18 protein-coding genes are annotated in these 24095 nt (G+C 30.5%); 9 read left to right on the top strand and 9 right to left on the bottom strand.

All coding sequences use genetic code 11. The features are described from left to right. The first annotated feature begins 847 nt into the window (after positions 1-847). Complete coding sequence (locus tag BTO06_RS07025) at positions 848-1411, top strand: DUF4251 domain-containing protein (protein ID WP_100924618.1); 564 nt, start codon at positions 848-850, stop codon at positions 1409-1411. Positions 1412-1509: 98 nt separating this feature from the next. Here the strand turns inward: BTO06_RS07025 and rlmF are convergent, their stop codons facing one another. Beyond that, the gene (gene rlmF / locus BTO06_RS07030) at positions 1510-2379 is read right to left on the bottom strand and encodes a 23S rRNA (adenine(1618)-N(6))-methyltransferase RlmF (RefSeq protein ID WP_100924619.1); all 870 of its coding nucleotides are present in this window, start codon (positions 2377-2379) and stop codon (positions 1510-1512) included. Positions 2380-4143: 1764 nt separating this feature from the next. Here rlmF and BTO06_RS07035 point away from each other — a divergent pair. The 4 genes from BTO06_RS07035 to pdeM are packed head-to-tail and all read left to right on the top strand — an operon-like array spanning position 4144 to position 9862. Further along, positions 4144-5169 (top strand): ligase-associated DNA damage response exonuclease, encoded by a 1026-nt coding sequence (locus BTO06_RS07035; RefSeq protein WP_100924620.1) that lies wholly within the window; start codon positions 4144-4146, stop codon positions 5167-5169. 3 nt (positions 5170-5172) lie between these two features. Beyond that, on the top strand, positions 5173-6759 hold the full coding sequence (locus BTO06_RS07040) for an ATP-dependent DNA ligase (RefSeq protein WP_100924621.1): 1587 nt from the start codon (positions 5173-5175) through the stop codon (positions 6757-6759). Further along, positions 6756-9215 (top strand): ligase-associated DNA damage response DEXH box helicase, encoded by a 2460-nt coding sequence (locus BTO06_RS07045; protein ID WP_100924622.1) that lies wholly within the window; start codon positions 6756-6758, stop codon positions 9213-9215. The genes BTO06_RS07040 and BTO06_RS07045 overlap by 4 nt, the downstream gene beginning before the upstream one ends. Next, the gene (pdeM, locus tag BTO06_RS07050) at positions 9212-9862 is read left to right on the top strand and encodes a ligase-associated DNA damage response endonuclease PdeM (protein WP_100924623.1); all 651 of its coding nucleotides are present in this window, start codon (positions 9212-9214) and stop codon (positions 9860-9862) included. Before BTO06_RS07045 ends, pdeM begins: the two co-directional genes overlap by 4 nt. Positions 9863-10379: 517 nt before the next feature. Here pdeM and BTO06_RS07055 read toward each other — a convergent pair. Then, the gene (locus BTO06_RS07055) at positions 10380-10577 is read right to left on the bottom strand and encodes a hypothetical protein (RefSeq protein WP_100924624.1); all 198 of its coding nucleotides are present in this window, start codon (positions 10575-10577) and stop codon (positions 10380-10382) included. A 138-nt stretch (positions 10578-10715) separates the two neighbouring features. On the opposite strand from BTO06_RS07055, the gene BTO06_RS07060 reads away from it, so the two are divergent. Both BTO06_RS07060 and BTO06_RS07065 read left to right on the top strand, forming a co-directional pair. Next, positions 10716-10937, top strand: a complete 222-nt coding sequence (locus BTO06_RS07060) for a helix-turn-helix domain-containing protein (RefSeq protein ID WP_100924625.1) — start codon at positions 10716-10718, stop codon at positions 10935-10937. Positions 10938-10955: 18 nt separating this feature from the next. Then, positions 10956-11810 carry a type II restriction endonuclease gene (locus BTO06_RS07065; RefSeq protein WP_100924626.1) on the top strand — a complete coding sequence of 285 codons (855 nt, stop codon included), beginning with the start codon at positions 10956-10958 and terminating at the stop codon, positions 11808-11810. A 3-nt stretch (positions 11811-11813) separates the two neighbouring features. Here BTO06_RS07065 and BTO06_RS07070 read toward each other — a convergent pair whose 3' ends face one another. From BTO06_RS07070 to BTO06_RS07090, 5 genes are all read right to left on the bottom strand, one after another. Then, positions 11814-14027 carry a DNA cytosine methyltransferase gene (locus BTO06_RS07070; protein WP_100924627.1) on the bottom strand — a complete coding sequence of 738 codons (2214 nt, stop codon included), beginning with the start codon at positions 14025-14027 and terminating at the stop codon, positions 11814-11816. 140 nt (positions 14028-14167) lie between these two features. Further along, a complete protein-coding gene (locus tag BTO06_RS07075; protein ID WP_100924628.1) occupies positions 14168-17380 on the bottom strand; it encodes an AsmA-like C-terminal region-containing protein in 3213 nt (1070 codons plus the stop codon). Between the two features lie 320 nt (positions 17381-17700). After that, the gene (locus tag BTO06_RS07080; protein WP_100924629.1) at positions 17701-17892 is read right to left on the bottom strand and encodes a cold-shock protein; all 192 of its coding nucleotides are present in this window, start codon (positions 17890-17892) and stop codon (positions 17701-17703) included. 99 nt (positions 17893-17991) lie between these two features. After that, a complete protein-coding gene (locus tag BTO06_RS07085) occupies positions 17992-19305 on the bottom strand; it encodes a DEAD/DEAH box helicase (protein ID WP_100924630.1) in 1314 nt (437 codons plus the stop codon). Between the two features lie 2 nt (positions 19306-19307). After that, the gene (locus tag BTO06_RS07090; protein ID WP_100926736.1) at positions 19308-20642 is read right to left on the bottom strand and encodes a DEAD/DEAH box helicase; all 1335 of its coding nucleotides are present in this window, start codon (positions 20640-20642) and stop codon (positions 19308-19310) included. A 431-nt stretch (positions 20643-21073) separates the two neighbouring features. On the opposite strand from BTO06_RS07090, the gene BTO06_RS07095 reads away from it, so the two are divergent. Further along, entirely contained in the window at positions 21074-21436 is a 363-nt protein-coding gene (locus BTO06_RS07095; protein WP_100924631.1) for a DoxX family protein, read from the top strand. 5 nt (positions 21437-21441) lie between these two features. Here the strand turns inward: BTO06_RS07095 and BTO06_RS07100 are convergent, their stop codons facing one another. Continuing rightward, positions 21442-21795, bottom strand: a complete 354-nt coding sequence (locus tag BTO06_RS07100; RefSeq protein WP_100924632.1) for a DoxX family protein — start codon at positions 21793-21795, stop codon at positions 21442-21444. Positions 21796-21823: 28 nt separating this feature from the next. Further along, positions 21824-22423: a DUF6642 family protein gene (locus BTO06_RS07105; protein ID WP_100924633.1), complete on the bottom strand. Its 600-nt coding sequence runs from the start codon at positions 22421-22423 to the stop codon at positions 21824-21826. A 182-nt stretch (positions 22424-22605) separates the two neighbouring features. Here BTO06_RS07105 and BTO06_RS07110 point away from each other — a divergent pair, with 182 nt between their 5' ends. After that, entirely contained in the window at positions 22606-24069 is a 1464-nt protein-coding gene (locus tag BTO06_RS07110; RefSeq protein WP_198517141.1) for an ankyrin repeat domain-containing protein, read from the top strand. Positions 24070-24095 lie beyond the last annotated feature (26 nt).

Consider the following 24095-nt stretch of genomic DNA (forward strand, 5'->3'; position numbering starts at 1 on the left):
TTTACTCAGTGTTTATAGAAGTTTATCACGTATTTCGTTTCAAATTTAAAATTGACAAAAGATATTGAAGAAGAATAAGTTCTTAATGAGGTAATGTTTAGTATTGTTTTTTTTCATTTAGTACAAATACAATTATCATATTTGGAAGTGTGTTTATGTATAGTTATCCATATTTTTTAGCCTAGAATTTTTTTATCGACTATAACGTGGTGTAAAAAATAATAATAAAAAAAAATGTCTAGCTAAAATCAAAAAAGTCAATTTTTAACGGGTTAATTTTTTTAGTAATTTAGATTGTTTACTTTTTAAATATGGTTAAAAAAAAAATTACGATAGATTAGATTTTCGGATTAATCTAATTAAAGTTTAGTTATTTGTAAAACCTACCAATTAAACATAGTTAAATCCTTATTTATTTGTAAAATAATTATTGTAATGTTTTCTACAAGAAAAATTGAAATTTAATTTCAGATAAGAAAAATAGTTAGAAACTGATATTTTTCTAATTAACTTCAGAATACTACTAAATGCGACAATTCAAAAAAAATCAGAGATATTTTATGAATTCAAAAATGCAAAGTAGTACAATTAAGTAATTTGTATAAACTTCAAAAAGTCAAAAAAATATAAAGCCGATTGAAGAAGATAAGCTTACAATAACAGTTGTATCATTTCTTGTTGGTTTAACAGTTTATCTTTCTTAAATGATACCTTTATAAGCTTCGAAGGTATCACCCGATCTATCTAAAGAAATAAAGATAACGTCCAAAAATAAATTAGCGATTTTAACACTTAGTTTTCGAGTGCATATTTCATTTTTTAGTATTTTTAATAAAATTAGGAAGTCATGAGAACCATTTTTTTATTTTTTTTCTGCATTAGTTGCTTAATTGGATGTTCTTCAGCCAAAAAAGTTGTTTCAGAAGAGCAAAAACGAATAGTTGAAAAACTTGTTACTACCAAAACATTTAAGATTGATTCTGAATGGGCATACCCAACGGTGACGAGTTCTATGATTAGTGCGCAAAATGCAGGTATGTTTCCAAATAATAGCACGGCAAGTATGATTGACATCACAGGACATAATCAATATTTTGAATTTAAAAAAGATTCTGTTCGTGCTAGTTTACCGTATTATGGTGAACGACAAATGGGAGCTGCGTACTCTCGATCAAATGGAGGAGGAATTGAATTTAATGATGTCCCTGAAAATTATTCCATGACAAAAACAAAAGCTGGAGATTATAAAATTAGCTTTAAAATTAAAGATAAGAATGCGTCAACAGAAACTTATAATATCAATCTTTTAATTTACAACAATATGTCGGCTAAAATTAATGTATTTAGCTCTAGTCGCTTTAAAATTGAGTACCGTGGAAAATTGAAAGAACTTGATACAAAAGATATTTAGTTAGATTACTACAAAACTCAATAATATTTCGTTTTTCACAATGACGTCCAAATTAATGACGTAATTAGTAAGCCAGCAGAATGGCTGAAGTAATCTCTTTAATATTTAAAACTTTTCATAAACGACCAGGCGATAAGTCTGGTTTTTTTATTTCCGTGTTCCATTGGAATTATAGTATAGTTAGCTTTTAATTTTTTCAATTGTTTTTCAAGTTTTGGTAAATTCTCTTTTCTTGAAACTAAACTTGTAAAATAACCTACTTGCATTTTAAAATCAGCACTTTGTTTGATCATACGTTTTAAAAACAGCGCTTCTCCGCCATTACACCACAATTCGCTATGTTGCCCACCAAAATTTAATTCTGAGGCTCCTTTACCTAAATTTTTGAGCTTCTGACTGGCATTTTTCGAAGCATCTTCTTCCGAAGTATAAAATGGAGGATTGCACATCGTAAAATGGAAATAATCATTTTGCTGAATAATTCCTTTAAAAATATTAGCATTATCCCTTTGGTGAATGATATTTGCTTTGTCCTTTAAATTAGGTGTAAAATCAATATTTTGCTTTGCTGCTTCAATACTTTGAGCATTAATATCACATCCTACCATTTGCCAATTATATACTTGAGTACCCAAAATAGTGTAAATGGCATTGGCACCAACACCAACATCTAGTCCTTTTATTGGTTCTTGTTCATTGGTAATTATATCCGCCACATAATGAATATAATCTACACGACTAGGAATAGGAGGGCAGAGGAACCCTTCAGGAAGCTCCCAGTTTGCCAATCCATAATGATGAATTAATAGTGCTTTGTTTAATTCTATAATTGCTTTAGGGTTTGAAAAGTCAATTGTTAGTGAATTTGTATGTTTATTTAACGTCACAAACTCTTGTAAAGCGTTATTAACTTTGATTAAACTATCAAAATCGTAAGATGATTTCTTATGTATATTTCTTGGATGCATGCGAGTTCAAAAGTATAAAAATGAGAATTCTTTCGTCAAATAGACTTATTAATTCAACTAATTTTATTTAAAAAGAAATCATTTTAAAATTCCTCATTGCGACTGGAGTAAGACGAAATGAAGCAATCTGTATATTCAGAATTAGATTAGAAAAGTCCATTGTAAAGATTACTTCGTCATTCTTCCTCGTAATGACAAAGTAAATTCTTCATTGCGACTGGAGTAAGACGAAATGAAGCAATCTGTATATTCAGAATTAGATTAGAAAAGTCCATTGTAAAGATTACTTCGTCATTCTTCCTCGTAATGACATAGTAAATTCTTCATTGCGAATGGAATGCGACGAATGAAGCAATCTGTATATTCAAAATTAAATCAGAAATAGTCCATTGTACAGATTACTTCATCATTCTTCCTTGTAATGACAACGTAAATTCTTCATTACGAATGGAATGCGACAAATGAAGCAATCTGTATATTCAGAATTAGATTAGAAAAGTCCATTGTACAGATTACTTCGTCATTCTTCCTTGTAATGACAATTTAAATTCGTCATTGAGGCTGGAGTAAGACGGTATGAAGTAACCTGTATATTCAGAATTAAATCAAGAATTCTCCAATGTAAAGATTACTTCGTCATTGAGACCGGAGTAAGAAGGAAAGAAGCAATCTTTATATTCAGAGTTAGATTAGGAATTCTCAATGGTAAAGATTACTTCGTCATTCTTCCTCGCAATGACATAGTAAATTCGTCATTGCGACTGGAGTAAGACGAAATGAAGCAATCTGTATATTCAGAATTAGATTAGAAAAGTCCAATGTAAAGATTACTTCGTTATTCTTCCTCGTAATGACATAGTAAATTTTTCATTGTGAATAGAATTAGACCGCATGAAGCAATCTGTATATTCAGAATTAAATCAGGAATTCTCAATGGTAAAGATTACTTCGTCATTCTTCCTCGTAATGACATAGTAAATTCTTAATTGTGAATAGAATTAGACGGTATGAAGTAACCTGTAGATTCAGAATTAATTCAAGAATTCTCCAATGTAAAGATTACTTCGTCATTCTTCCTCGTAATGACATAGTAAATTCGTCATTGCGAATGGAGTGAGGCGGAATGAAGCAATCTGTATATTCAGAATTAAATCAGGAATTCTCAATGGTAAAGATTACTTCGTCATTCTTCCTTGTAATGACAATTTAAATTCGTCATTGAGGCTGGAGTAAGACGGTATGAAGTAACCTGTATATTCAGAATTAGATTAAAAAAGCCCATTGTACAGATTACTTCGTCATTCTTCCTCGTAATGACAAAGTAAATTCGTCATTGAGACTGGAGTAAGACGGAAAGAAGCAATCTGTATATTCAGAATTAGATTAGAAAAGCCCATTGTACAGATTACTTCGTCATTCTTCCTCGTAATGACAAAGTAAATTCGTCATTGCGAATGGAGTGAGGCGGAAAGAAGCAATCTTTATATTCAAAATTAGATTAGAAAAGTCCATTGTACAGATTACTTCGTCATTCTTCCTCGTAATAACAAAGTAAATTCGTAATTGTGAATAGAATTAAACGGTATTAAGTAACCTGTATATTCGGAAATAAATCAAGAATTCTCCAATGTACAGACTGCGTCGTTATTCTTCTTCGTAATGACGCAGTATATTTATTGGTTTTAATCGCATATTCAGATAAGAATCAAATTTAATTACTCACAAAACTATTTTTTGTTTAATCTTTTTTTAAATTTGTTAAACATGAAAATTATCAAATTCACAAATAAAGGTATTTATTGTATTCCCGGTAAGTTCTATTTAGATCCTTGGTATCCTGTGGATTATGCAATTATTTCACACGGACATGCAGATCATGCACGTTGGGGAATGAAACATTATTTGTGTCATACGCTGACGAAAAACATTATCAAACACAGAATTGGCGCGGATATCTCTGTAGAAACTCTGAATTATAATGAACCTAAAACGATAAATGGTGTACAAGTTAGTTTTCATCCAGCAGGACATATTATTGGTTCTTGTCAAATTCGTTTAGAATATAAAGGTAAAGTTGTAGTGTTTTCTGGAGATTACAAAATTAAAGAAGATGGACTAACAACACCTTTTGAATCTTTAAAATGTCATGAATTTATAACTGAAAGTACGTTTGGTTTACCGATTTATAAATGGCAACCAGAGCATCTGTTAAAAGCTCAAATTCACGATTGGGTTCAGACGAATCTCTCCAACAATAGAACCAGTGTCTTTTTTGGTTATTCTTTAGGTAAATCTCAAAGAATCATGAAACTCTTGGAAGATTTTGATGAAATCTATGTACACAATGCCATTCATCATATTAATAATGCTATAGAAACTTCAGGAGTTACTTTGCCAAAAACAATTCGATTGGATGGTAATTTTAAGAAAGACGACATGAAAAACAAGATTGTCATCATGCCACCAGCATTATTGGGAAGTAAATTATTGAAAAGAATTCCGAATGCAGCAACTGCCATTTGTTCTGGTTGGATGCAAATTCGTGGAAATAGACGCTGGCGCGGTGTTGATGCAGGATTCGTTGTTAGTGATCATGCGGATTGGGATGGTTTATTACAAGCGGTTAAATCTTCAGAAGCACAAAAAGTATATGTGACTCATGGTTCACAAGCTTCATTTTCTAGGTATTTAAATGAAATCGGAATTGAATCTGAAGAAGTAATTACGGAATACGGAGAAGAACAAATCAATTCAGAAGAAAAAAAGACAGTAGAAACAACAGCATCATAATAAATGAAAGCCTTTACGCAACTTATCAATAGTATCGAAATAACGAATAAAACCAATGCTAAAATTGAAGCGTTGGTTCGTTACTTTGAAACTGCTGAGGATAAAGATAAGTTGTGGATGATTGCTTTATTTACAGGGAAACGTCCTTCTAGGCCTGTAAAATCTTCATTAATGAAAGCCTGGTGTATGGAAATTTCCAAAATTCCAGAATGGCTTTTTTTAGAGAGTTACAGTACTGTTGGAGATTTAGGGGAAACTTTGGCCTTGTTATTACCTGATCCATCGAATTCTATTGAAAAACCGGTATATGAATGGATGGACGAATTGGTAGCATTAAAACCTAAAACAGAAGAAGAGAAAAAAGAGTATGTGCTCGAAGCGTGGAACGGATTACAACCGCAGGAACGTTTGATTTTTAATAAGTTGATTGGTGGAAGTTTTAGAATTGGTGTATCTAAAAAAACACTGGTAAATGCTTTAGCAAAACTTACAAATACAAATGTAAATCAATTGATGCATAGCATTATAGGGAATTGGGATATCAACACTATTACTTTTAATGAACTGCTTTCTGGAGCGCATATTAATTATGATAATTCAAAACCTTATCCGTTTGCCTTGGCTTATAGTTTAGAGAAAGAATTGAACGAATTAGGAACCATTGAGGATTGGCAAGTAGAGTATAAATGGGATGGAATTCGTGGACAATTTGTTAAGCGAAATAACGAAATATTCATTTGGAGTAGAGGAGAAGAGTTGGTTACGAATCAGTTTCCTGAGTTAATTGAAGCATTTCAAACTTGGGAAGGAGATTTTGTAATTGATGGTGAAATTTTGGCGATAAAGGATTCCAGTGTGTTATTATTTAATGATTTACAAAAGCGATTGAATCGTAAAAACATAAGTAAGAAGTTATTACAAGAAGTTCCTATTGGATTTTATGCCTATGATATTATGGAATTGAATCAAGAAGATCTTAGAGAAACGCCTTTATCTTCTAGAAGACTTCAATTGGAAAGTCTTTTTGAACATAATAATTCGACGAATGTAAAACTATCAGAAACGATACATGTTCAAGATTGGAACGATTTGAATGCGATTCGAAATGAATCTCGAAAGTTGAATTCTGAAGGATTAATGTTAAAGCAAAAGAGTTCTACCTATCATATTGGAAGGAAAAAAGGAACTTGGTGGAAATGGAAAGTTGATCCGTTAACTATTGATGTTGTAATGATTTACGCACAAAAGGGTAGTGGACGAAGAAGTTCAAAGTATACAGATTATACGTTTGCTGTTAAAAAAGAGGATCAATTGGTTACCATTGCAAAAGCATACTCAGGATTAACAGATGCAGAAATTACAGAAATCAGTAGATGGGTAACGAAGAATGCGACTGAAAAATTTGGACCGGTACGAACAGTAAAACCTGAGTTAGTGTTTGAAATTGCATTTGAAGGAATTGCTTTGAGCAATCGTCACAAATCTGGAGTTGCCTTACGTTTTCCAAGAATAAAACGTTGGAGAAGAGATAAAAAAGTAGATGAAATCGATACGATTGAATCGGTAAAAGATTTAATTTTCAAGCAATGAGAAAATTAGAAGAAACCAGTGGTTACCAAATTATCGAAGATTGGATGGCTTCAAAATCCTTTTCACCTTTTGATTTTCAATTGAAAGCTTGGAAAAAATATGCCAATAATTATAGTGGTTTAGTAGTTGCTCCAACAGGTTTTGGAAAAACATATTCGATGTTTTTGGCGGTTGTTATTGATTATTTGAACAATCCAGATTCCTATAAAAAAGGATGTAAATTACTCTGGATTAGTCCGCTTCGTTCTCTAGCAAAAGATTTACAAAAAGCGATGCAAACTGCGATTGATGAGATTGGTTTAGATTGGGTAGCTTCGGTAAGAAATGGTGATACGCCTCAAAATGTCCGTAGACAACAAGAACGAAAAATGCCGGATATTCTGTTGACGACACCAGAAACCATGCATTTATTGTTTACGCAGAAAAACAACTCTAGATGGTTTAAAAACATACAATGTGTTGTTGTGGATGAATGGCATGAACTGTTATCTACAAAACGTGGCGTTTTAACCGAATTAGCAGTGGCTAGAATACGATCATTGTCGAAAAAGGTTCGTATTTGGGGAATTTCAGCGACGATTGGAAATTTGGAAGAAGCGAAAGAAGTGTTGATTCCTTATTCGGGTGTAAAAACAACCATCATAACCTCTAAAGAAAAGAAAAAGCTAAAAATTGTTTCATTATTACCAGATGAAGTGGAAGTTTTACCTTGGGCCGGACATTTAGGAGCACATATGATTAAAAAAGTGTTGCCTATAATTTACGAGAATACCACCACTTTAATTTTTACCAATACACGAAGTCAGTCTGAATTATGGTATCAATTATTATTAGATTCTGATCCTGATTTAGCTGGACAAATCGCTATTCATCATGGTTCTATTGATAAAAAACTGAGAAACTGGATTGAAGATGCCACTAATGATCAACTACTCAAAGCGGTTGTTTGTACATCTTCTTTAGATTTAGGAGTCGATTTTAAACCTGTGGATTGTGTTATTCAAATTGGTTCGGCAAAAGGAATTGCAAGATTTATACAGAGAGCGGGAAGAAGTGGTCATTCTCCTTATGAAGTTTCAAAAGTATATTGTTTACCAACACATTCTTTACAATTAATAGAAGTTTCTGCATTAAAAGAAGCCGTAAAACGTAAAGATGTAGAATCTAGAACTCCAGTAGTTTTATCGTATGATGTTTTAGTTCAGTTTTTAGTGTCATTAGCCGTTGGAGAAGGATTTGACGACACAAAAACCTTTGAATTATTGCGGCAAACGCATGCGTATTCACAATTATCGATAGAAGATTTTAAATGGGCAATGTTGTTTATTACCAAAGGTGGAAATACGTTAAAAACCTACGAAGAGTTTCATAAAGTTGTCTTTGATGAAGAAAGTGAGTTATACAAAGTAACAAGTAGACGAATTAGTATGTTACACCGTATGAATGTTGGTGCTATTGTGAGTGACGCAATGTTGAAAGTTCGATTTATGAAAGGCGGATTTGTTGGAATGATTGAAGAATATTTCATCTCAAAACTAAAAAATGGAACTCCGTTTGTACTAGCAGGTAGAGTTTTAGAGATTGTTCATATCAAAGAAATGACTGTTTTTGTGCGTAAAAGTTCATCTAAAAAAGCAATTACGCCAAGTTGGAAAGGAGGGAGGTTACCACTAACTTCCTACCTAAGTCATTATTTACGATTAAAACTAAATGATGCTTTAGAACCTGGAATTCGAGAACGAGAATTAAAGTTTTTAAATCCTTTATTAACAGCGCAAAATAGTAATTCTCATATTCCAAAATCCGATGAGTTTTTAGTAGAAAAGATTAAAACTCGAGAAGGATTTCATTTGTTTTTTTATCCGTTTGAAGGTAGATTAGTACATGAAATTATGGCCTCATTAATTGCCTATCGAATTAGTAAAATAAAACCGATTACTTTTACTATTGCCATGAACGATTATGGTTTTGATTTGTTAAGTGATCAAGAAATTCCTGTAGATGAATTGAATATTAAAGAGATCCTTTCTAAAGAAAACCTTATGCAAGATGCAATTGCCAGTGTAAATGCTTCAGAAATGGCGAATAGAAAATTTAGAGATATTGCCGTAATTGCTGGGTTAGTGGTGCAATCACAACCTGGAAAAAGAAAGACGAATAAAAGTTTACAATCATCTTCTGGTTTGATATTTAGAGTTTTAGAAGATCACGAACCGAATAATTTGTTAGTACGACAAGCATATACCGAAGTATTTAACGAACAATTAGAAGAAGCCAGATTACAAGAAGCTTTTCAGCGAATTGCGAAGAGTAACATCATTTTAAAAGAGGCGAGTGGCTATACACCATTGAGTTTCCCAATAAAAGTAGACAGTTTACGAGATACCATGAGTAATGAGAAATTAATAGATCGAGTAAAAAGACTTCAAAATCAGCATTATAAGTTAATTCAATGAACATTTTAACAGAGGAAATTCAATTTGGTGGAACGAGTTTAACGCTAACAAATCAACGAGTAATTTATTGGAAATCAGAAGAAACATTGATTATGTCGGATGTTCATATTGGAAAAACAGCACATTTCAGACAACATGGAATTGCTATATCTGATAGTGTTTTGCATAAAGACCTAAAACGATTAGCAGCGTTAATAGATTATTTTTCACCTAAAAAGTTAGTTGTAGTTGGTGATTTATTTCATGCAGAGTATAATTCAAATATTACCGTATTTAAAGAATGGTTAACGGATTATACAGAATTAGAGAAAATATTAGTCAAAGGAAATCATGATAGAATTCATTCATTGGTTTCTGAAGATTTAAATTTCACGGTCGTAAATGAATTAAAGATTCAAAATATCACTTTTAAACACGATGTGGATCACGCAGATGCAAATGAATTTATAATTTCTGGACATATTCATCCTGGTGTTAAATTAAAAATTCGTGGGAAACAATATTTAAAATTGCCATGTTATTATGTGAATCATACAGAATTGATTTTACCTGCGTTTAGTTTGTTCACAGGATTAAATACAAACTTTGACATCGAAAAGGGGAATATTTTCGCATTTGAAGACGAAATCATATTTAAGGCAAAATAACGTGAGAATAGAGGTTTTAAAATATTTTATTTAACATAATATAAATTATAGGACAATTGTTTGTGATTTAATTTATATGTGGTTTTGCCATTTGAAAGCTATAATTCTATAAAATCCCGCAAGATTTTTTCCACGACATTCTCGTAAAGCGTTCCGCAAGAGTATAAAATTACTCTGCGAGATAATTTCTATACACTTGTTCACTACAGAACTATAATTAAACATTTTTAGAGTTTGCATATCTTTTTGTCTTGATACAAAAAGAAACAAAAAAATCAAGACTGCAGAAAACTTTGGAAATAATATACGGCTCAATCGCTATATTTTAGAAAACATTGGAGACTGTTTAGAAATTGTTTTAAACCTTGTTATTATCAAGAATATGTATTGCTAACCTTCTAAAATATGCGCGCTCATCACCTATTGTTTGAACCAAAGTTTTCTGAGGCCGTTTTGCCAACGCTTCATCAGGGTAAAAACATAAATTCTATTTTACATAATATTACGAGTTAACAGTTTATTCAAACTTTCCTGTTCCATAATTCACTCTTTTTTTAAAATCCAAGGCTTCATCCTTAAGCTTCTTATTAACACTTTTTATCAATTCATTTTGGAGTTTCATAATCCTAATTATATCGTGAATTGCATTTAGATTGTCTAATTGTGTATGAACCACTTGTTCTAATTGACCTTTAGTATATTTTCTGCTTGGCATAATTCTTGGATTTGAATTGAAAATTCCGATAATCAGAACAAATATACTGAAATCCGGATAAAATTAAAATCAATTATTCATAAAATCGGAATGAATTATCTTATTCTATAAATTTATGTTCCATAAATCAGGAAATTAATGACAGAATTAGGGTTGTTTTTAGCAAGAAAATCGGTTAATCGTTCCGATGTTTCAAGAAAAACAGGAATTAGTAAAACTAGACTTAGTGAGTTGGCTAATAATGATCGAACTAAACTACGAGTTGATGAATTATATCTTATAGCTTTAGCAATTGATGTAGACCCTTGTGAAATACTTAAAGAAGTCTGTAAGGAACTTAAATTAAAAAAAGAGGAATAATAATAGCTATTACAATAAATGACTAATCATTCATTTGAAAATATAAAAAAAGAATTACAGGGAAATAAAGGTCTAATAAAAAGAATTCGTAAAGTTCACTTACCAGATACAGTGAGAATGTCTGAACTTGCTCAAGAAGCATATAGTTCTAAGTTTGACTCATACGAAAATGTAGATTTTGCATTAGACAATCTTTTGGCGTTGGAGTACGAGATATATCTTGAAAAACAAAAATTAATAACAGAAGGTTTTATAGATTATGCAGATATAGAAGCCAATGAACTAGAATTTCCAGTACTTAGGTCAGTAATTGATGAATACAAAGAATTATCTCTGACTAATGCTGAGCCGACAAAGATTCTTTCAGGTGTTACGAATGTAATTATTGCTCTTGCTGATTCTAATAGACAATCTAGAGTTTCTCGTTCAGGTTCAAGCTTAATGCATCATATATCATTTCTCTTAGGAAAACACGGTTTTGAATTTAAAAAAGATTATCAAAGAGAGTACGTTTTAAAAGAAGGGTGTAAACTTGATTTTTTCTTTCCTGATATTGATAATTATAAGGATGAACCAAAAAATTGCTGTTCTGTCGCTTGTCAAACTACATCAAATGATAGATTTAGATTAACATTTGCTCAGATGCCTGCCGATACAAGAAATAGAGCTTGTACTGCAATAGGAAATGCGAATTTTGGTAAAAAATTAGGCCCTGATAGTTTATCTGATAATAAATTAGAAGAAGCTAAGAAAAATGGAGTCAAATTTGTGATTTTTGAACACGCAATTGATTGTAGATTAAAAAAGAGTCAAACAGTTATGTCATATAACGAGTGGTTTTCAGAATTAAAAGCCATTAAGAATTTTTGGTAAATATTATCTAATATTCTTCAGAATTTCCAAAGCTACAGCTCTCGCCATTAATGGAGGTACTGCATTTCCAACTAAAGTATATTGTGGCAATTCAGATTTTCTATTATTACCACCTGTTGAGCGTTTTCCTTGAAACACAAAAGAATCATCAAACGATTGTAGTCTAGCCATTTCTCTAACAGTTAAAGCTCTTGGAGAATTGTAATGTATATAATCATCAGGAATAGTCATTACCGTTGGGCTTTGACTTTCTGGTTTGAGAACATTATAATTCCTTTTATTTGAAGATAAACCGCATTCATTCAACTTTTCTTTAGCTTTTTTATAATCCCCCTCTTTCAAAATTATGTCAAGTCTTTTGATGACATCTTTACCTTGATTGCTAGTTTTATGATTATGAAGAATATCATATACTTTTTCTCCATTATTAAGAGCCTCTTCATTTCTTACATAAAATGGTTTGGTTGATTTTTCAAATCTCCCATTTAGTCTACCTCTCCTACTCCATTCTGCAAAAGTTTTACCTTTAGTTTTTATTGGTTTACCATCAATGGAACGTTTTTTTAATAATCCTTTCATTTTCTTAGCTGTACCATTATACTGCTTAGAAATATCAACCAGTTGATATTGATGTGCTTCTTCGTTATTTCCGATAAAATCTAAATCATATAAAGCTTCAAATACAGAAACTTTTTCTTCTTCCTTTACTGTTGCTGGAATTTCTGATATGAATTTTTGGTCTTTTCTGCACCCAATAAATAATACTCGTTCTCTATTTTGAGGAACTCCGTAGTTAGATGAATTTGCTACAAATGGAGCTTCAATCTTATAAAGCCTTATGTCGTTAATTATTACACCTAATTCTTTATTTTGGTTTTCATTGCAATAATCACGTATTAATGAAAGACAATCGTCAATGCTCAATACATAAATTTTTAAAGCATTTATTATATCATCACAGGCTTTTTTATAGTCTTTAGCAATATTTAGTTTGCTAAAAGCAATTTCTATTTTATTTATAATTTCGTTTGAATCTATCTCAGTAAGAAATTGAGTAAAAGAATCTATGAAGTAATCATTATCGATATTGCAAAAGTCTTTTTCTCGAATAATATCTCTTTTTAATTTTTCCCATTCTTTATTTCTAACTAAAAGATTAAATCCGTGTCTGATAGTACTTATTCTTTCATCAGTTTTACTAGTTTTATAGTCAGCAATATTCGGAGTTAGTTTCTTAAACTTTGAATCAATCGTCTTTATATATAGCTCTTTAACTTCTTCAGCTTTAGAGTCTATGAATTGCTCTATTTCAATTCTTTTAACTAAGCAATCAATTAAGAAACTATTATCAAGATTTGTCTTTTTTAAAGATTTTACAAAGGACGATAGACGAGGAATTTCATTAATATCAACAATAGAATTAATTTCTTTTATAATTAATTCTTTTATTTTTCCTTTCTCTTTAGTCAATATTCCTTTCACATTTTCCATCACAAAATACTTAGGTTGAAGTACTTTGATTACCTCTAAATAGTGTGAAAATAAATCGTCTTTTTTGTCAAACTTTTTTCTCTTTCCTGCTAAACTAAAACTTTGACAAGGCGGCCCACCACATACAACATCAACTTTCTTTCCATTTATTTTGGAAAGTAAATTATCTAAAAAATCAGGCTCAGTAATATCTTGACATAAAAAATCAGCATCTAAACCTAATTGATGATTATATCTAACTACGTGAGTAAGCTCAGAATTGTCATTAATATCATTTGCAAGCAAAAAATCAAAAAACTTATTATTATGTTCAGCCTGTAAAAAGCCCTCACTGAATCCTCCCGCTCCTGCAAATAAATCTACAAACGTAAAAGGTTTGCCGTATAAAGAAACTTGCTCTCGAACAATATTTACATTATGGTTTTCTTTATATGCTTTTACAAAACCAGTTAGTTTTAATTTTAATTCTTTATTCGTGTAACTTTTTTTATATGAATTATTTAATAATTCATCCGCTCTATCTCTCAAATAGGCTAAGTAGTAATTTATTTCTGTTGCTCTTTCAGAGTTCTCTTTTACAGATTGTGTTTCTTTATCAAAGTCATCCTGTTGTACTTTTTCTCCTGTTGATAATTTTACTTGTTCAGAATTACAATTAATTCTTAAATGAATTGGAGAAAATCCTTTTTTATCAGATTTGTCAAGATAGAAATTTATAGTAGCCATATATTAATTGCGGACGTTTTTACGGACACGGACAAATTTACGGACACTAAATAATAATTCCTACTAAAATTTGGAATATTTACATTTTATTAACCAACGTAAACTTACTCTGCAACTTAATAATATATAAATTATCCCTTTTACTTCTTCTTAGGTTTCTTCTTCATGGACACTTTAAAATCATCAACAGTTCCATGTAATTTTAAGTTTAGATATCTTATTTTCTTATTAGGATCAACTTCTATAATTTCATCCTCTTCTTCTTTAGTTCCACTATTTTTTTTGTTCTTAAATAATTTATACCAAACCGCTTTTCTAACAGTTTTCCAAGGAATTCTTAAGTAATATTCAATATTATTATTCAAATCTTGTGTTCCAGATAATTCCATATGTCCTAAGGTGGATTCAATAGTCATGTTAGGAATCGTTATACGTCCGTTGTGTATATCAATATGATTTTGAATGGTATCAAATTTGATATTGTTCAAGTTTTTATCGCCCATATAACTAGACAACAATTTCATAGGTTCATAATTCTGTAATTTTCCATTAAAAACTTTTACATCCATATGAACTTCAGATTGATCTAAATCTGGAACTAAATCAGGATAGATTCTAATTTTTCCAGTTATGTTGGAAGACACATGTCCTTTTAAATTATCGGATACCAAATGATCTTGTCCAAAATTTTCAAACTTAAATAAGAACTTATCCAAATCAATCTTAGTAGTTTTTATATTCGGTTTCAGGTAAATTTTCTTTGGATTACTACCGTTAAAATAACCAGACATGTTAAAATTACCTCCAGCGGCATTCATATGTAAGGTATCTACATAAATGTAATGATTCTGAGTTGTACGTAATTTTGCTTTGATGTCTTGTAAACGAATTCGTTGATACATAAAATAATCTACATCAACATCAAATTTCATATCCGTAAATGGTAGCTCGTATAAATTAAAAGCATCTGCGTGTGCAGGAACATCTGCCGTTTTTGATTTTACAGTTATAGTTGCCTTCTCTGTTGGTTTATCAGGAGGAAATAGCTGATCGTAATCAATATAATTTGCTTTGAAACTAAGGTAATTGTCTCGTTTTTTAATCGTTTCATCATCTCCTAAATAATAGTTCAAACCTATATTAAAAGAAGTTCTTCCTATTTTACCGATAAAATCTTTCACTACAAGATGATCATCTTCATAATGAAAATCACCTGTAAAGTATTCAAAACGTAAAGGATGTACATGCATTTTGGTATTTAGCTTGTCTAATTCTAAATCTATAGAATGTAATGCCGATGCTTTATAATGCATACTAGAATTCACATGTAATTCTAGCTTTTCAAATTCTTCATGTCTATATTCTTCAGGAACATAATTTTCACCTTGATACGAGAAAATGTCTTCCAAGCGTAATAGATCGGAAGTTAACGTAATATCTAAATCTACATCTCCATTTAATTCTTTTTGCATCCAAAAACCATAATTATGTACCAATCCGTTAAAATGAAAATCAGAATCATCAATAAAACCAGTAAAATCTTTGATTTTAAGATCTTTATCATCTATTAATACATCTAAATGAAAATCATGGAATTTATGCGGATAATGCTTTAGTTTTGCGTTAAGACTGTCCACAAAGAACTCTCCTTTCGGTAAATATTTACTTTCGGTAAAAGCTTTTGCTGAGGATTTAAATGAAAATCCAGCAGTTACATCTTTAATTTGCTCATCTATACCGGTTTTTATACTATCCGTAGCAGAAAATCGTGTAAGTTCAGCAATATCTAATAGGTTTGATTTAATATCTAAATGCGTAACGACAAGTGTATCTGTATGATGCACAATAGCAGGTAGATCTGACAAATACCCAGTTATTGAAATATCAGAGTTACCTAAAAGCATATCAAATTGATTGATAGTCGCTTTTTTCCCTTTCATTTCTATATGTGCATTCAGTTTTTTTAATGGTGCAGGAAGATCTTTGGAAGATAAACTAAGGCTATCAATCTTTAACTCGCTATAATAAGCCTGATTTAACCTGCTGAGCGCTAGTTCTGGGTTATTAATATCTACAATATCATGAAAATTCATTTTTAAGGAAACATTCCCAGATGCAATATCTACTTCACTTAAGTTTAAAAAATCGGCTATAAACTCAAGATTAAAATCTGTATTCAATCGCATATCTATCTCTGGCTCATCAAAATTATTGATCACGACATTTCCTAGAATTTTTCCTTTTCCAAGTTTGGCAGTCATATCTTCAAGCGAGAATGTTGTGGTGCGAGCACTTCGTTCTTTACCATTCGTAAAATGTCCTTTAAAGCCAATATTATTTACTCGCCTTCCTTTGTTCGTGTTTTCTAAAAAAGCTTCACTAACACCAAAATTCACATCAAAAAAAGGTGCTTGTTGATTAAGTATGGATCCATTAACTACTGCATTAAAATAAATTTTCCCTGCATTTTTATAACGTTCTAAAACAGGGATAAGATCCTCCGGAGCAAAGGCAATAAGCATATCAAAATTTGGCTTCGCTCCTTTTATAATAAGATCAAGATCAAAATCATTTTTTGTATCTATTTTTCCTTCCAACTCAAAATCACCGTGCTCCATAGTTACTCCTGAAGGTTCGATAGTAAGCAATCCAGTATCCTTATTTAAACTAACATCTGTATGAACATCAAAGTGTTTGTGTTTTACATAGGTAGTATCACCATTACGAATTAAGTTCATTTCAAAATTCGTATCAATATGTCCTGAAATAACTTCATTATCAATATTAAAACCCCCATCAGCTTCATAAATAAACGTTTCTAAGTCAGTATTTTGACCTTCATCTTTTTTATGAATATCTAAATTATGCAATTTGACTTTTTGAAGTTTAAAATCTATCGGCTCTTCACTTTCTGTTTCATCAAAGGATTTTAATGCGTTTAACAGATTTAGACTTTTATCTTCATGAATTACAATGTCAAAGAAACCTTCTTCTACAATTAGTGATTTAATAGTATAATTTCCTTCTAAAATATCCCACAAATTAAAACCTACGTAAATATCTTTAACGTCAAGAATAACCGGTGAGTTATGACTTTTAGTTTCGTTTATTTTTAGATCGTCTACTTTAAAAGAAATATTAGGAAAATTACTAAAGAGTGATAAGTGCGTGTCTCCAATATCAATAAAACCTTTGTGAGTTTTGTTAAGCTCAGCTATATGATCTTTAATAATACTATTTTGTTTAGCATTGATATATAATACTGTAACAATAACAAATAGTATAGGTAAAAGTATTACGGAAGCAATTAACCGTAACCAATTTTTTCTTTTTTTAAATACTTCAAATTTCATAATACTTTTGATTATTATAGCAGATGTAAGCTTTTTGTTGAATGTTAAAACTAAAAATACTAACTAAAATTTTATCTAGCCATTTTTCTAACTTTTACAAATAAGCTTAAAGATATTTAAAATAATAGTACGCAAACTTCCTAAAAAGATTGATGTAAAGTATGATAATTATCAAATATAAACTATTAAATTCCAGATAGGTTTTGCTTCCCTCCTACGCTTTATCCTAGCTTATTATTGGGGAGTTACTTAAATATTTAATCAAAAAAAAGTTCATCAATAAATGATGAACTTTTACAAAATTTTATTTGTAAACTAGTTTAGATAACTCTAACGTTTACTGCATTTAATCCTTTTTTTCCTTCTTTAAGCTCAAATTCAACGTTATCACCTTCACGAATTTCGTCAATTAATCCTGAAATGTGAACAAAATGTTCTTTGTTACTTCCTTCTTCTGTGATGAAACCAAAACCTTTTGAATCGTTGAAAAATTTTACTGTACCTGTAATCATTTGAATGTAATGTGTTTTTATTTTATTTAGATTTATTTTTCAAAAATACTACCATTTTTTTAAACTGTCTGTATTTAACTACTAATTATTATATTGATTTTAAATACGATATATCCTTACTTTTTTCTTTTTTAAACGCGAATTATTCAATTTTTCAACCAATGAGTTTGCAATATTTAACGGAACAGAAATAAAAGCGCAATCTTGCTTTAACTCGATAATGCCTAATTGCTCTTTATTTAAGTTTCCTTGTTTAAAGAAAAGTCCTGCAATATCTCCTTTTGATATTTTATCTTTTCTTCCACCTGAAATAAACAAAGTTGTCCAAAATTGAGGTTTCCATTTTGCTTTTTCCGTAATATCTATTGCTTCTGTTTTCTTTATAAATTCGGGTAAAAATTCTTCTTTTGAATGTAAAACATAAGCTATTCCCTCAGCATTTACTCTAGCCGTTCTACCATTTCTATGGGTAAACTCTTCAATTGCCATGGGTAGTTCGTAATGAATGATATATTTCAACTCAGGAATGTCAATGCCTCTCGCTGCTAAATCGGTTGCAACCAATAATTGAGAAGTTCCGTTTCTAAATTTAATTAAAGAACGTTCACGGTCTCTCTGTTCCATTCCTCCTGAAAAACATGTATGATGAATATTTTTTTTCTGCAAAACATCACTAACCTTGGCAATACTATCTTTGAAGTTACAAAAAATAATACCGGGCTTATTTCCTATATGTAGTAATAAATCCACTAACGTTTGTGTTTTATCAGCTTTTAATGAAACGACTGTCTTTATCTCTAATTTTGAATCTTTCTTGTTTTTTAAATAGTTAATAATTTTAGGTTTAACTAAACCAACAAATTCTGGAATTTCAACACCTTGGGTTGCTGAAGTTAGTATTCTTTTATTTAGAGTAGGAATTTGATGTATAATTCCTCTCATTTCATTCTCAAACCCAACTTCTAGAGATTTATCAAACTCGTCAAGAACTACTGTTTTTATACTATTTTTAGAAAAACGATTACTACTAAAATGATCAGAAATCCTTCCTGGTGTTCCTATTAAAATTGCAGGTAAATGCTGTAATTCTGCTTTATCTTTAGCAATTGGTCTTCCTCCATAAATAGCATTTATTTTAAAACCAGATCCCATGTTTCTCGCTACTTGTTCTATTTGTATTGCTAATTCACGCGAAGGCACTAAAATTAAGGCTTGTATTTCAGGATTATTGGCATCTAAAGTCTTTAGTAATGGCAACAAGAACGCCAACGTTTTACCAGTCCCCGTTGGAGAAAGTAGTATGGTATTTGTTTCTTTTTCAATAACAGCTAAAGCTTCTTCTTGCATCGGATTTAACTCTTGAATATTCAGTTTAGCTAATATATCCTGCTGCTGTTTAATGCTACTTGCCATAACTATTTCTTATTTCTTTGAGAATCTTGTTTCAATTTATTTGTATTCATTTCTGCCAAATGATAGCCCAAAATTTTTTCAATTAATTCATCTTTAGTCAAATGATGAAATACCGTTTTAACTTTATCTTTAAATTCTTCTGAAACGTTTCTATTGGGCTTAGTTTTAAAGATTTTTTTTGCCCATAACAAGGTATTGTTTTCTTCTATACTTTGTGCATCAGCTTTTTTAAATTGACGAAAAGTAATACCTAATTCTTCTTCAAACTCAGGAATTTCTTCAATTTCTTCTTCTTGAATAACACTTAAAGAAAGTCCCTTTCCTCCTGCTCTTGCTGTTCGTCCGCTTCTATGTACATACGTTTCATAAGTGTCTGGTAAATGATAATTTACAACGTAAGAAACTTCTTTTACATCTATACCACGTGCAGCTAAATCAGTAGCTACTAAAATATTAATATGTCCAGCTCTAAATTGTTCCATAATCCGATCACGAATTCCTTGCGTTAAGCTTCCATGAATGGCACCAGAAGAGAATTTGTTAATCGCCAATTTTTTTGCTAGTTTATTTACTGCCGCTTTGGTTTTACAAAATATAATTCCTCTTTCTCTTTCTTTGGAAGCTAAAAAATGTAATAAAACTTCTAGTTTTTCTATGGGTTTTACAACCACATATTGATGTTTTATTCCTTGATGACCAATAGTTTCCATATCGGCTTCAAGTTGAATAACATCTTTAGACATATAATTGTTTATCAATTGTTTGATCGCTCCTGAAAGCGTTGCTGTAAACAATAATGTTCTTCTTTTTTTAGGTATTTCTTTGATTATTGTGTCTAGTCCATCTTTTAATGCACTGACCATTTCATCAGCTTCATCGAGAACAAAATATGAAATATTTTTGATGTTAATCGCTTCACGTTTTATTAAGTCAACTAATCTTCCTGGTGTCGCAACAACTATATGCGTCTCTTTTTGTAGTCGTTCAATTTGTGGTTTTATTGGAGTTCCACCACAAATAGCTTCAATAGCTATTGAAGGAATATGTGAAGCGAAAGAAACCAAATTTGCGTGAATTTGCTGACCTAATTCTCTTGTTGGAGCCAATATAATTACTTGAATATTGGAATTATTTGTGTCAATTAATTGAAGTAATGGTAATCCAAAAGCTGCAGTTTTTCCAGTTCCTGTTTTTGCTAAGGCGACTATATCTTCGTTTTTGTTTAAAATCGTAGGTATCGCTTTTTGTTGGATATCTGTTGGAACAGAGATTTTTAAATCATTTAAACTCTGTTGGATTTCAGGAAGAATTCCTAAGTCGGTAAAACTTTTAGACATGAATATAATTTTTGCAAAGGTAATTAGTGTTACTTTATCCATTACACTTTATTCATATTTAACTGTAATAAAAATTTGAAGTCTACTAACTATAATACTTAAAAAATAATGTTTGTTAGTGGAGCGTTAACTATCTCAGCGTTGTAAATTATTAGGAGAAGTATTGAATACATACCGAACATTAATAAATTTACGATAAGCTTATCTTTTTTAATCTCAAAGTTTGTCAGATCTTAAAGATATTTTCTGATATAATATGTTATTATTAATTCATTTTATTGGTGTTTTAAAAACTTGATTTTTTAACAAAAAAATTAAGTTTTTAATACTTTTTGACTTAATTTCTTTAACGATAACAAATAATGAAACAGTAAAAATTAGTTTTTTTTAGATATATTAATTAAATTAGAGAGTATAAAACTCAAACAACTATGAATTATTTAATTATCGCTTTTCAAGTTATTGTAGGTGTCAGTATTCTAAATGTGTGGCTAGTACAAAATAATAAGGCCACCAAATGGCGAGGAGGTAATGCAACAAGTATTATAGAGGAATTTGAGGAATATGGTTTATCAAAAACTTTTTGTTACGTCATAGGTGTTTTAAAAGTTACCTTAGCCATTTTGTTAATTTTAGCTATCTGGTTTCCAGTGTTAAAACAAAATGCAGCTTTAGGATTGGCAATTCTTTTATTAGGTTCGGTATTTATGCATATTAAAATAAAGGACCCTTTACTTAAATCGTTTCCAGCAGCTTTATTTTTAACAATGTGTTTATTCATTGCATATTATTAAACTATTTAGCTAAAAATAATATGATAATATGCAATAGAAATATATAAATTCAAAAATGCAAACAGTAAAGATGGTAATACTTCAATAAAGGAATCTTTTATTTTTAATCTAACTGCAAATCCGGCAAACATAAGAATTGTTAAACCGATTGACGAAATAAATATCAAAGGTGTTAACAAGAAATAACCAAATAGTAATCCTAGCGCTCCTAGTAGTTGTAAACATCCAGTCAATATTCTTTGTTTAGCTAAACCGAACCGATGAAATTCATCTTTCATTTTCTGAGATATAAGGCAATTTATACCGTAGAAAAAAAAGGCTCCACTAGAAAATAAAACTGTTAAATTTAAAATATTCATTTTTTATTGATTGTTATTCAAGAGTTCTTTAATAATATAATCTAAAATCAAGGAGTTTGCACATTTTGTAATGTTTTCTATGCAGTTGCTCAACAACTTCGAACATATTATCGTCCTCATTAAATAAGTTGAAGAAAACCTTATCTAAGTTTGAGCTGGCAATTCCATTAAACTGATTTCCATAGCCAGAAATGGCTTTTGCCCCTGTTATATCCAGGAAGTATTGAGCTTCGTCTTCATCTAAATCCAAAACTTTTGAATTCGCGAAATGTAAAATTTTATCATTCAACCGCCCTTCAAAAATTTCAGCAATTTCTTGCAGATTATATAAATAACCGTTTAAGCAAACACTGTTAGCTTCGCCAGTCATTACTAAATAAATGATTTCATAATTTTGAAAATTATGATCGTCTAACACCAATGTATTTAAGCTTTCTTCTAACCCTTCAATAGTATCACAGGTTTTATAAATACTTGCAATACCAAAATCCATAGTTAATTCTTCTAATTTTTGCTGAGTTGGTGTGATACTTTCCACTTCCACATCTAAAACTGATTCTAAACAGAAAATGAAATAATCTGGATCCACAACTTGGCTATGTGGTAATTGACGTCTTTTTTCTAACAAATTTCGGGATTTAAATAAGTCAGAAGCAAAAATAAAACAACTTGTTTATTTATGTAACGATGAATTGTTAAAACTCTAGATTATAATCAGTCCATTTAAAGGTTATAATTGTCCACTTTAAATTAATTTTCAATAGTTGAAATGCATTTGATTGTAGTTTTATGACTACAAATAATTTTCAAATGAACAGAATAATTTTAGCCATACTCGTATTTGCAACCTCTACTCTACTAAACGGACAAACAAAAACAATTTTTAACCATGCTTGTGATGGAAATATAAAAAAGGTGGACTCCTTATTAAAAACGGTAGACCTTAATATTAAAAGTAAAAATGCTTCTAACCTCTTACATTTTGCAACATATTGTAGACAAGAAGCCATGTTTAATTTTTTGATTGAACGTGGAATACAAATTAACGAAACGAATAAATTTGGAGATACTCCTTTAATGTATGCTGTGTTAAGAAGAAATATCAATATGGTAAAATCACTTCTTGCTAAGGATGCTGATGTAAATACGGTGAATAGAGATAATCTCACTCCTTTGTATAATGCTGTGCAATCTGATAATAAAGAATTGGTTGATTTATTGCTTACAGCAAAAGCAGATGTGAATTTAGGTTCTAGCCTACTCCATAAAGCTGTTTTGAATAAGAGTTTGGAAGTAGTCAAGAAAATTATAGATGATAACACCCAAATTGATGCTATTAATAATTATGGAAACACACCTTTAGCTTTAGCAATTAGAGAGGATAATCCTAAAATTGCAGAATACTTAGTTACTAAAGGAGCAGATCTAAAAAAGGTCTCAAAGTATAGGTTTAAAGGAGAATATTTGGGACAAAAACAGCCAGATAGTATTCCGCTAGTATTTGCAAAAAGCTTTATTTCTACTGAGAATTTTGTGCATAGTCCAACATTTACTTCAGATGGAAATGAACTATATTACACTGTTGAATCTTGGAGATATCATGGAGGAACTATATTCGTAACCAAACAAAAAAATGGAATTTGGACACAACCAAAACCTCTAGAACTTGATGGCGATTACAGAGAAATAGATCCGTTTTTATCTGCTGATAACAATACGTTATACTATTGTACAGATCGACCAATTGTAAAGAATGATTCTACTCGAGCTAATTGTGATATGTGGATGTTAAAACGTAAGAATGATTCTTGGAGTAATCCAATCTATTTAGGTAATGAAGTGAACAGTAATGAACATCACGATTGGTTTCCAACAACTTCAAATGATGGAACTTTATATTATTCTACCGGTCCAAATCGAACAAGTAATATTGTACTTTCCAAGTATAAAGCTGGTAAGTATCAGAAACCTGTAGATTTAGGTAAAAACGTCAATTCCGAAAGTCGAGATTATGATCCTACAATAGCTCCTGATGAGAGTTTTATTATTTTTTCTTCAAACAGATCTGGAGGATTTGGCTCTGTTGATTTATATATCAGCTTTAAAGATAAAGAAGGCAATTGGGGAAAAGCAAAGAATATGGGGAATTTAATTAATACCAGAACCATAGAATTCGCTCCTCGCCTATCTCCTGACGGGAAATATTTATTCTTTAACAGAGAAGGAAGTATCTTTTGGGTATCTACAAAAAGTATAATGAAATTAAAGTCATAAATGATTTTATAGTAAATTAACATTGT

This window comes from Tenacibaculum sp. SZ-18 (assembly GCF_002813915.1).
Classification (GTDB): Bacteria; Bacteroidota; Bacteroidia; order Flavobacteriales; family Flavobacteriaceae; genus Polaribacter.

What these genes read in the sequence shown, in the direction of transcription:
- BTO06_RS07025 (WP_100924618.1), top strand. Translation starts at nt 848, where the DNA reads ATGAGAACCATTTTTTTATTTTTTTTCTGCATTAGTTGCTTAATTGGA.
- rlmF (WP_100924619.1), bottom strand. Translation starts at nt 2,379, where the DNA reads ATGCATCCAAGAAATATACATAAGAAATCATCTTACGATTTTGATAGT.
- BTO06_RS07035 (WP_100924620.1), top strand. Translation starts at nt 4,144, where the DNA reads ATGAAAATTATCAAATTCACAAATAAAGGTATTTATTGTATTCCCGGT.
- BTO06_RS07040 (WP_100924621.1), top strand. Translation starts at nt 5,173, where the DNA reads ATGAAAGCCTTTACGCAACTTATCAATAGTATCGAAATAACGAATAAA.
- BTO06_RS07045 (WP_100924622.1), top strand. Translation starts at nt 6,756, where the DNA reads ATGAGAAAATTAGAAGAAACCAGTGGTTACCAAATTATCGAAGATTGG.
- pdeM (WP_100924623.1), top strand. Translation starts at nt 9,212, where the DNA reads ATGAACATTTTAACAGAGGAAATTCAATTTGGTGGAACGAGTTTAACG.
- BTO06_RS07055 (WP_100924624.1), bottom strand. Translation starts at nt 10,577, where the DNA reads ATGCCAAGCAGAAAATATACTAAAGGTCAATTAGAACAAGTGGTTCAT.
- BTO06_RS07060 (WP_100924625.1), top strand. Translation starts at nt 10,716, where the DNA reads ATGACAGAATTAGGGTTGTTTTTAGCAAGAAAATCGGTTAATCGTTCC.
- BTO06_RS07065 (WP_100924626.1), top strand. Translation starts at nt 10,956, where the DNA reads ATGACTAATCATTCATTTGAAAATATAAAAAAAGAATTACAGGGAAAT.
- BTO06_RS07070 (WP_100924627.1), bottom strand. Translation starts at nt 14,027, where the DNA reads ATGGCTACTATAAATTTCTATCTTGACAAATCTGATAAAAAAGGATTT.
- BTO06_RS07075 (WP_100924628.1), bottom strand. Translation starts at nt 17,380, where the DNA reads ATGAAATTTGAAGTATTTAAAAAAAGAAAAAATTGGTTACGGTTAATT.
- BTO06_RS07080 (WP_100924629.1), bottom strand. Translation starts at nt 17,892, where the DNA reads ATGATTACAGGTACAGTAAAATTTTTCAACGATTCAAAAGGTTTTGGT.
- BTO06_RS07085 (WP_100924630.1), bottom strand. Translation starts at nt 19,305, where the DNA reads ATGGCAAGTAGCATTAAACAGCAGCAGGATATATTAGCTAAACTGAAT.
- BTO06_RS07090 (WP_100926736.1), bottom strand. Translation starts at nt 20,642, where the DNA reads ATGTCTAAAAGTTTTACCGACTTAGGAATTCTTCCTGAAATCCAACAG.
- BTO06_RS07095 (WP_100924631.1), top strand. Translation starts at nt 21,074, where the DNA reads ATGAATTATTTAATTATCGCTTTTCAAGTTATTGTAGGTGTCAGTATT.
- BTO06_RS07100 (WP_100924632.1), bottom strand. Translation starts at nt 21,795, where the DNA reads ATGAATATTTTAAATTTAACAGTTTTATTTTCTAGTGGAGCCTTTTTT.
- BTO06_RS07110 (WP_198517141.1), top strand. Translation starts at nt 22,606, where the DNA reads ATGAACAGAATAATTTTAGCCATACTCGTATTTGCAACCTCTACTCTA.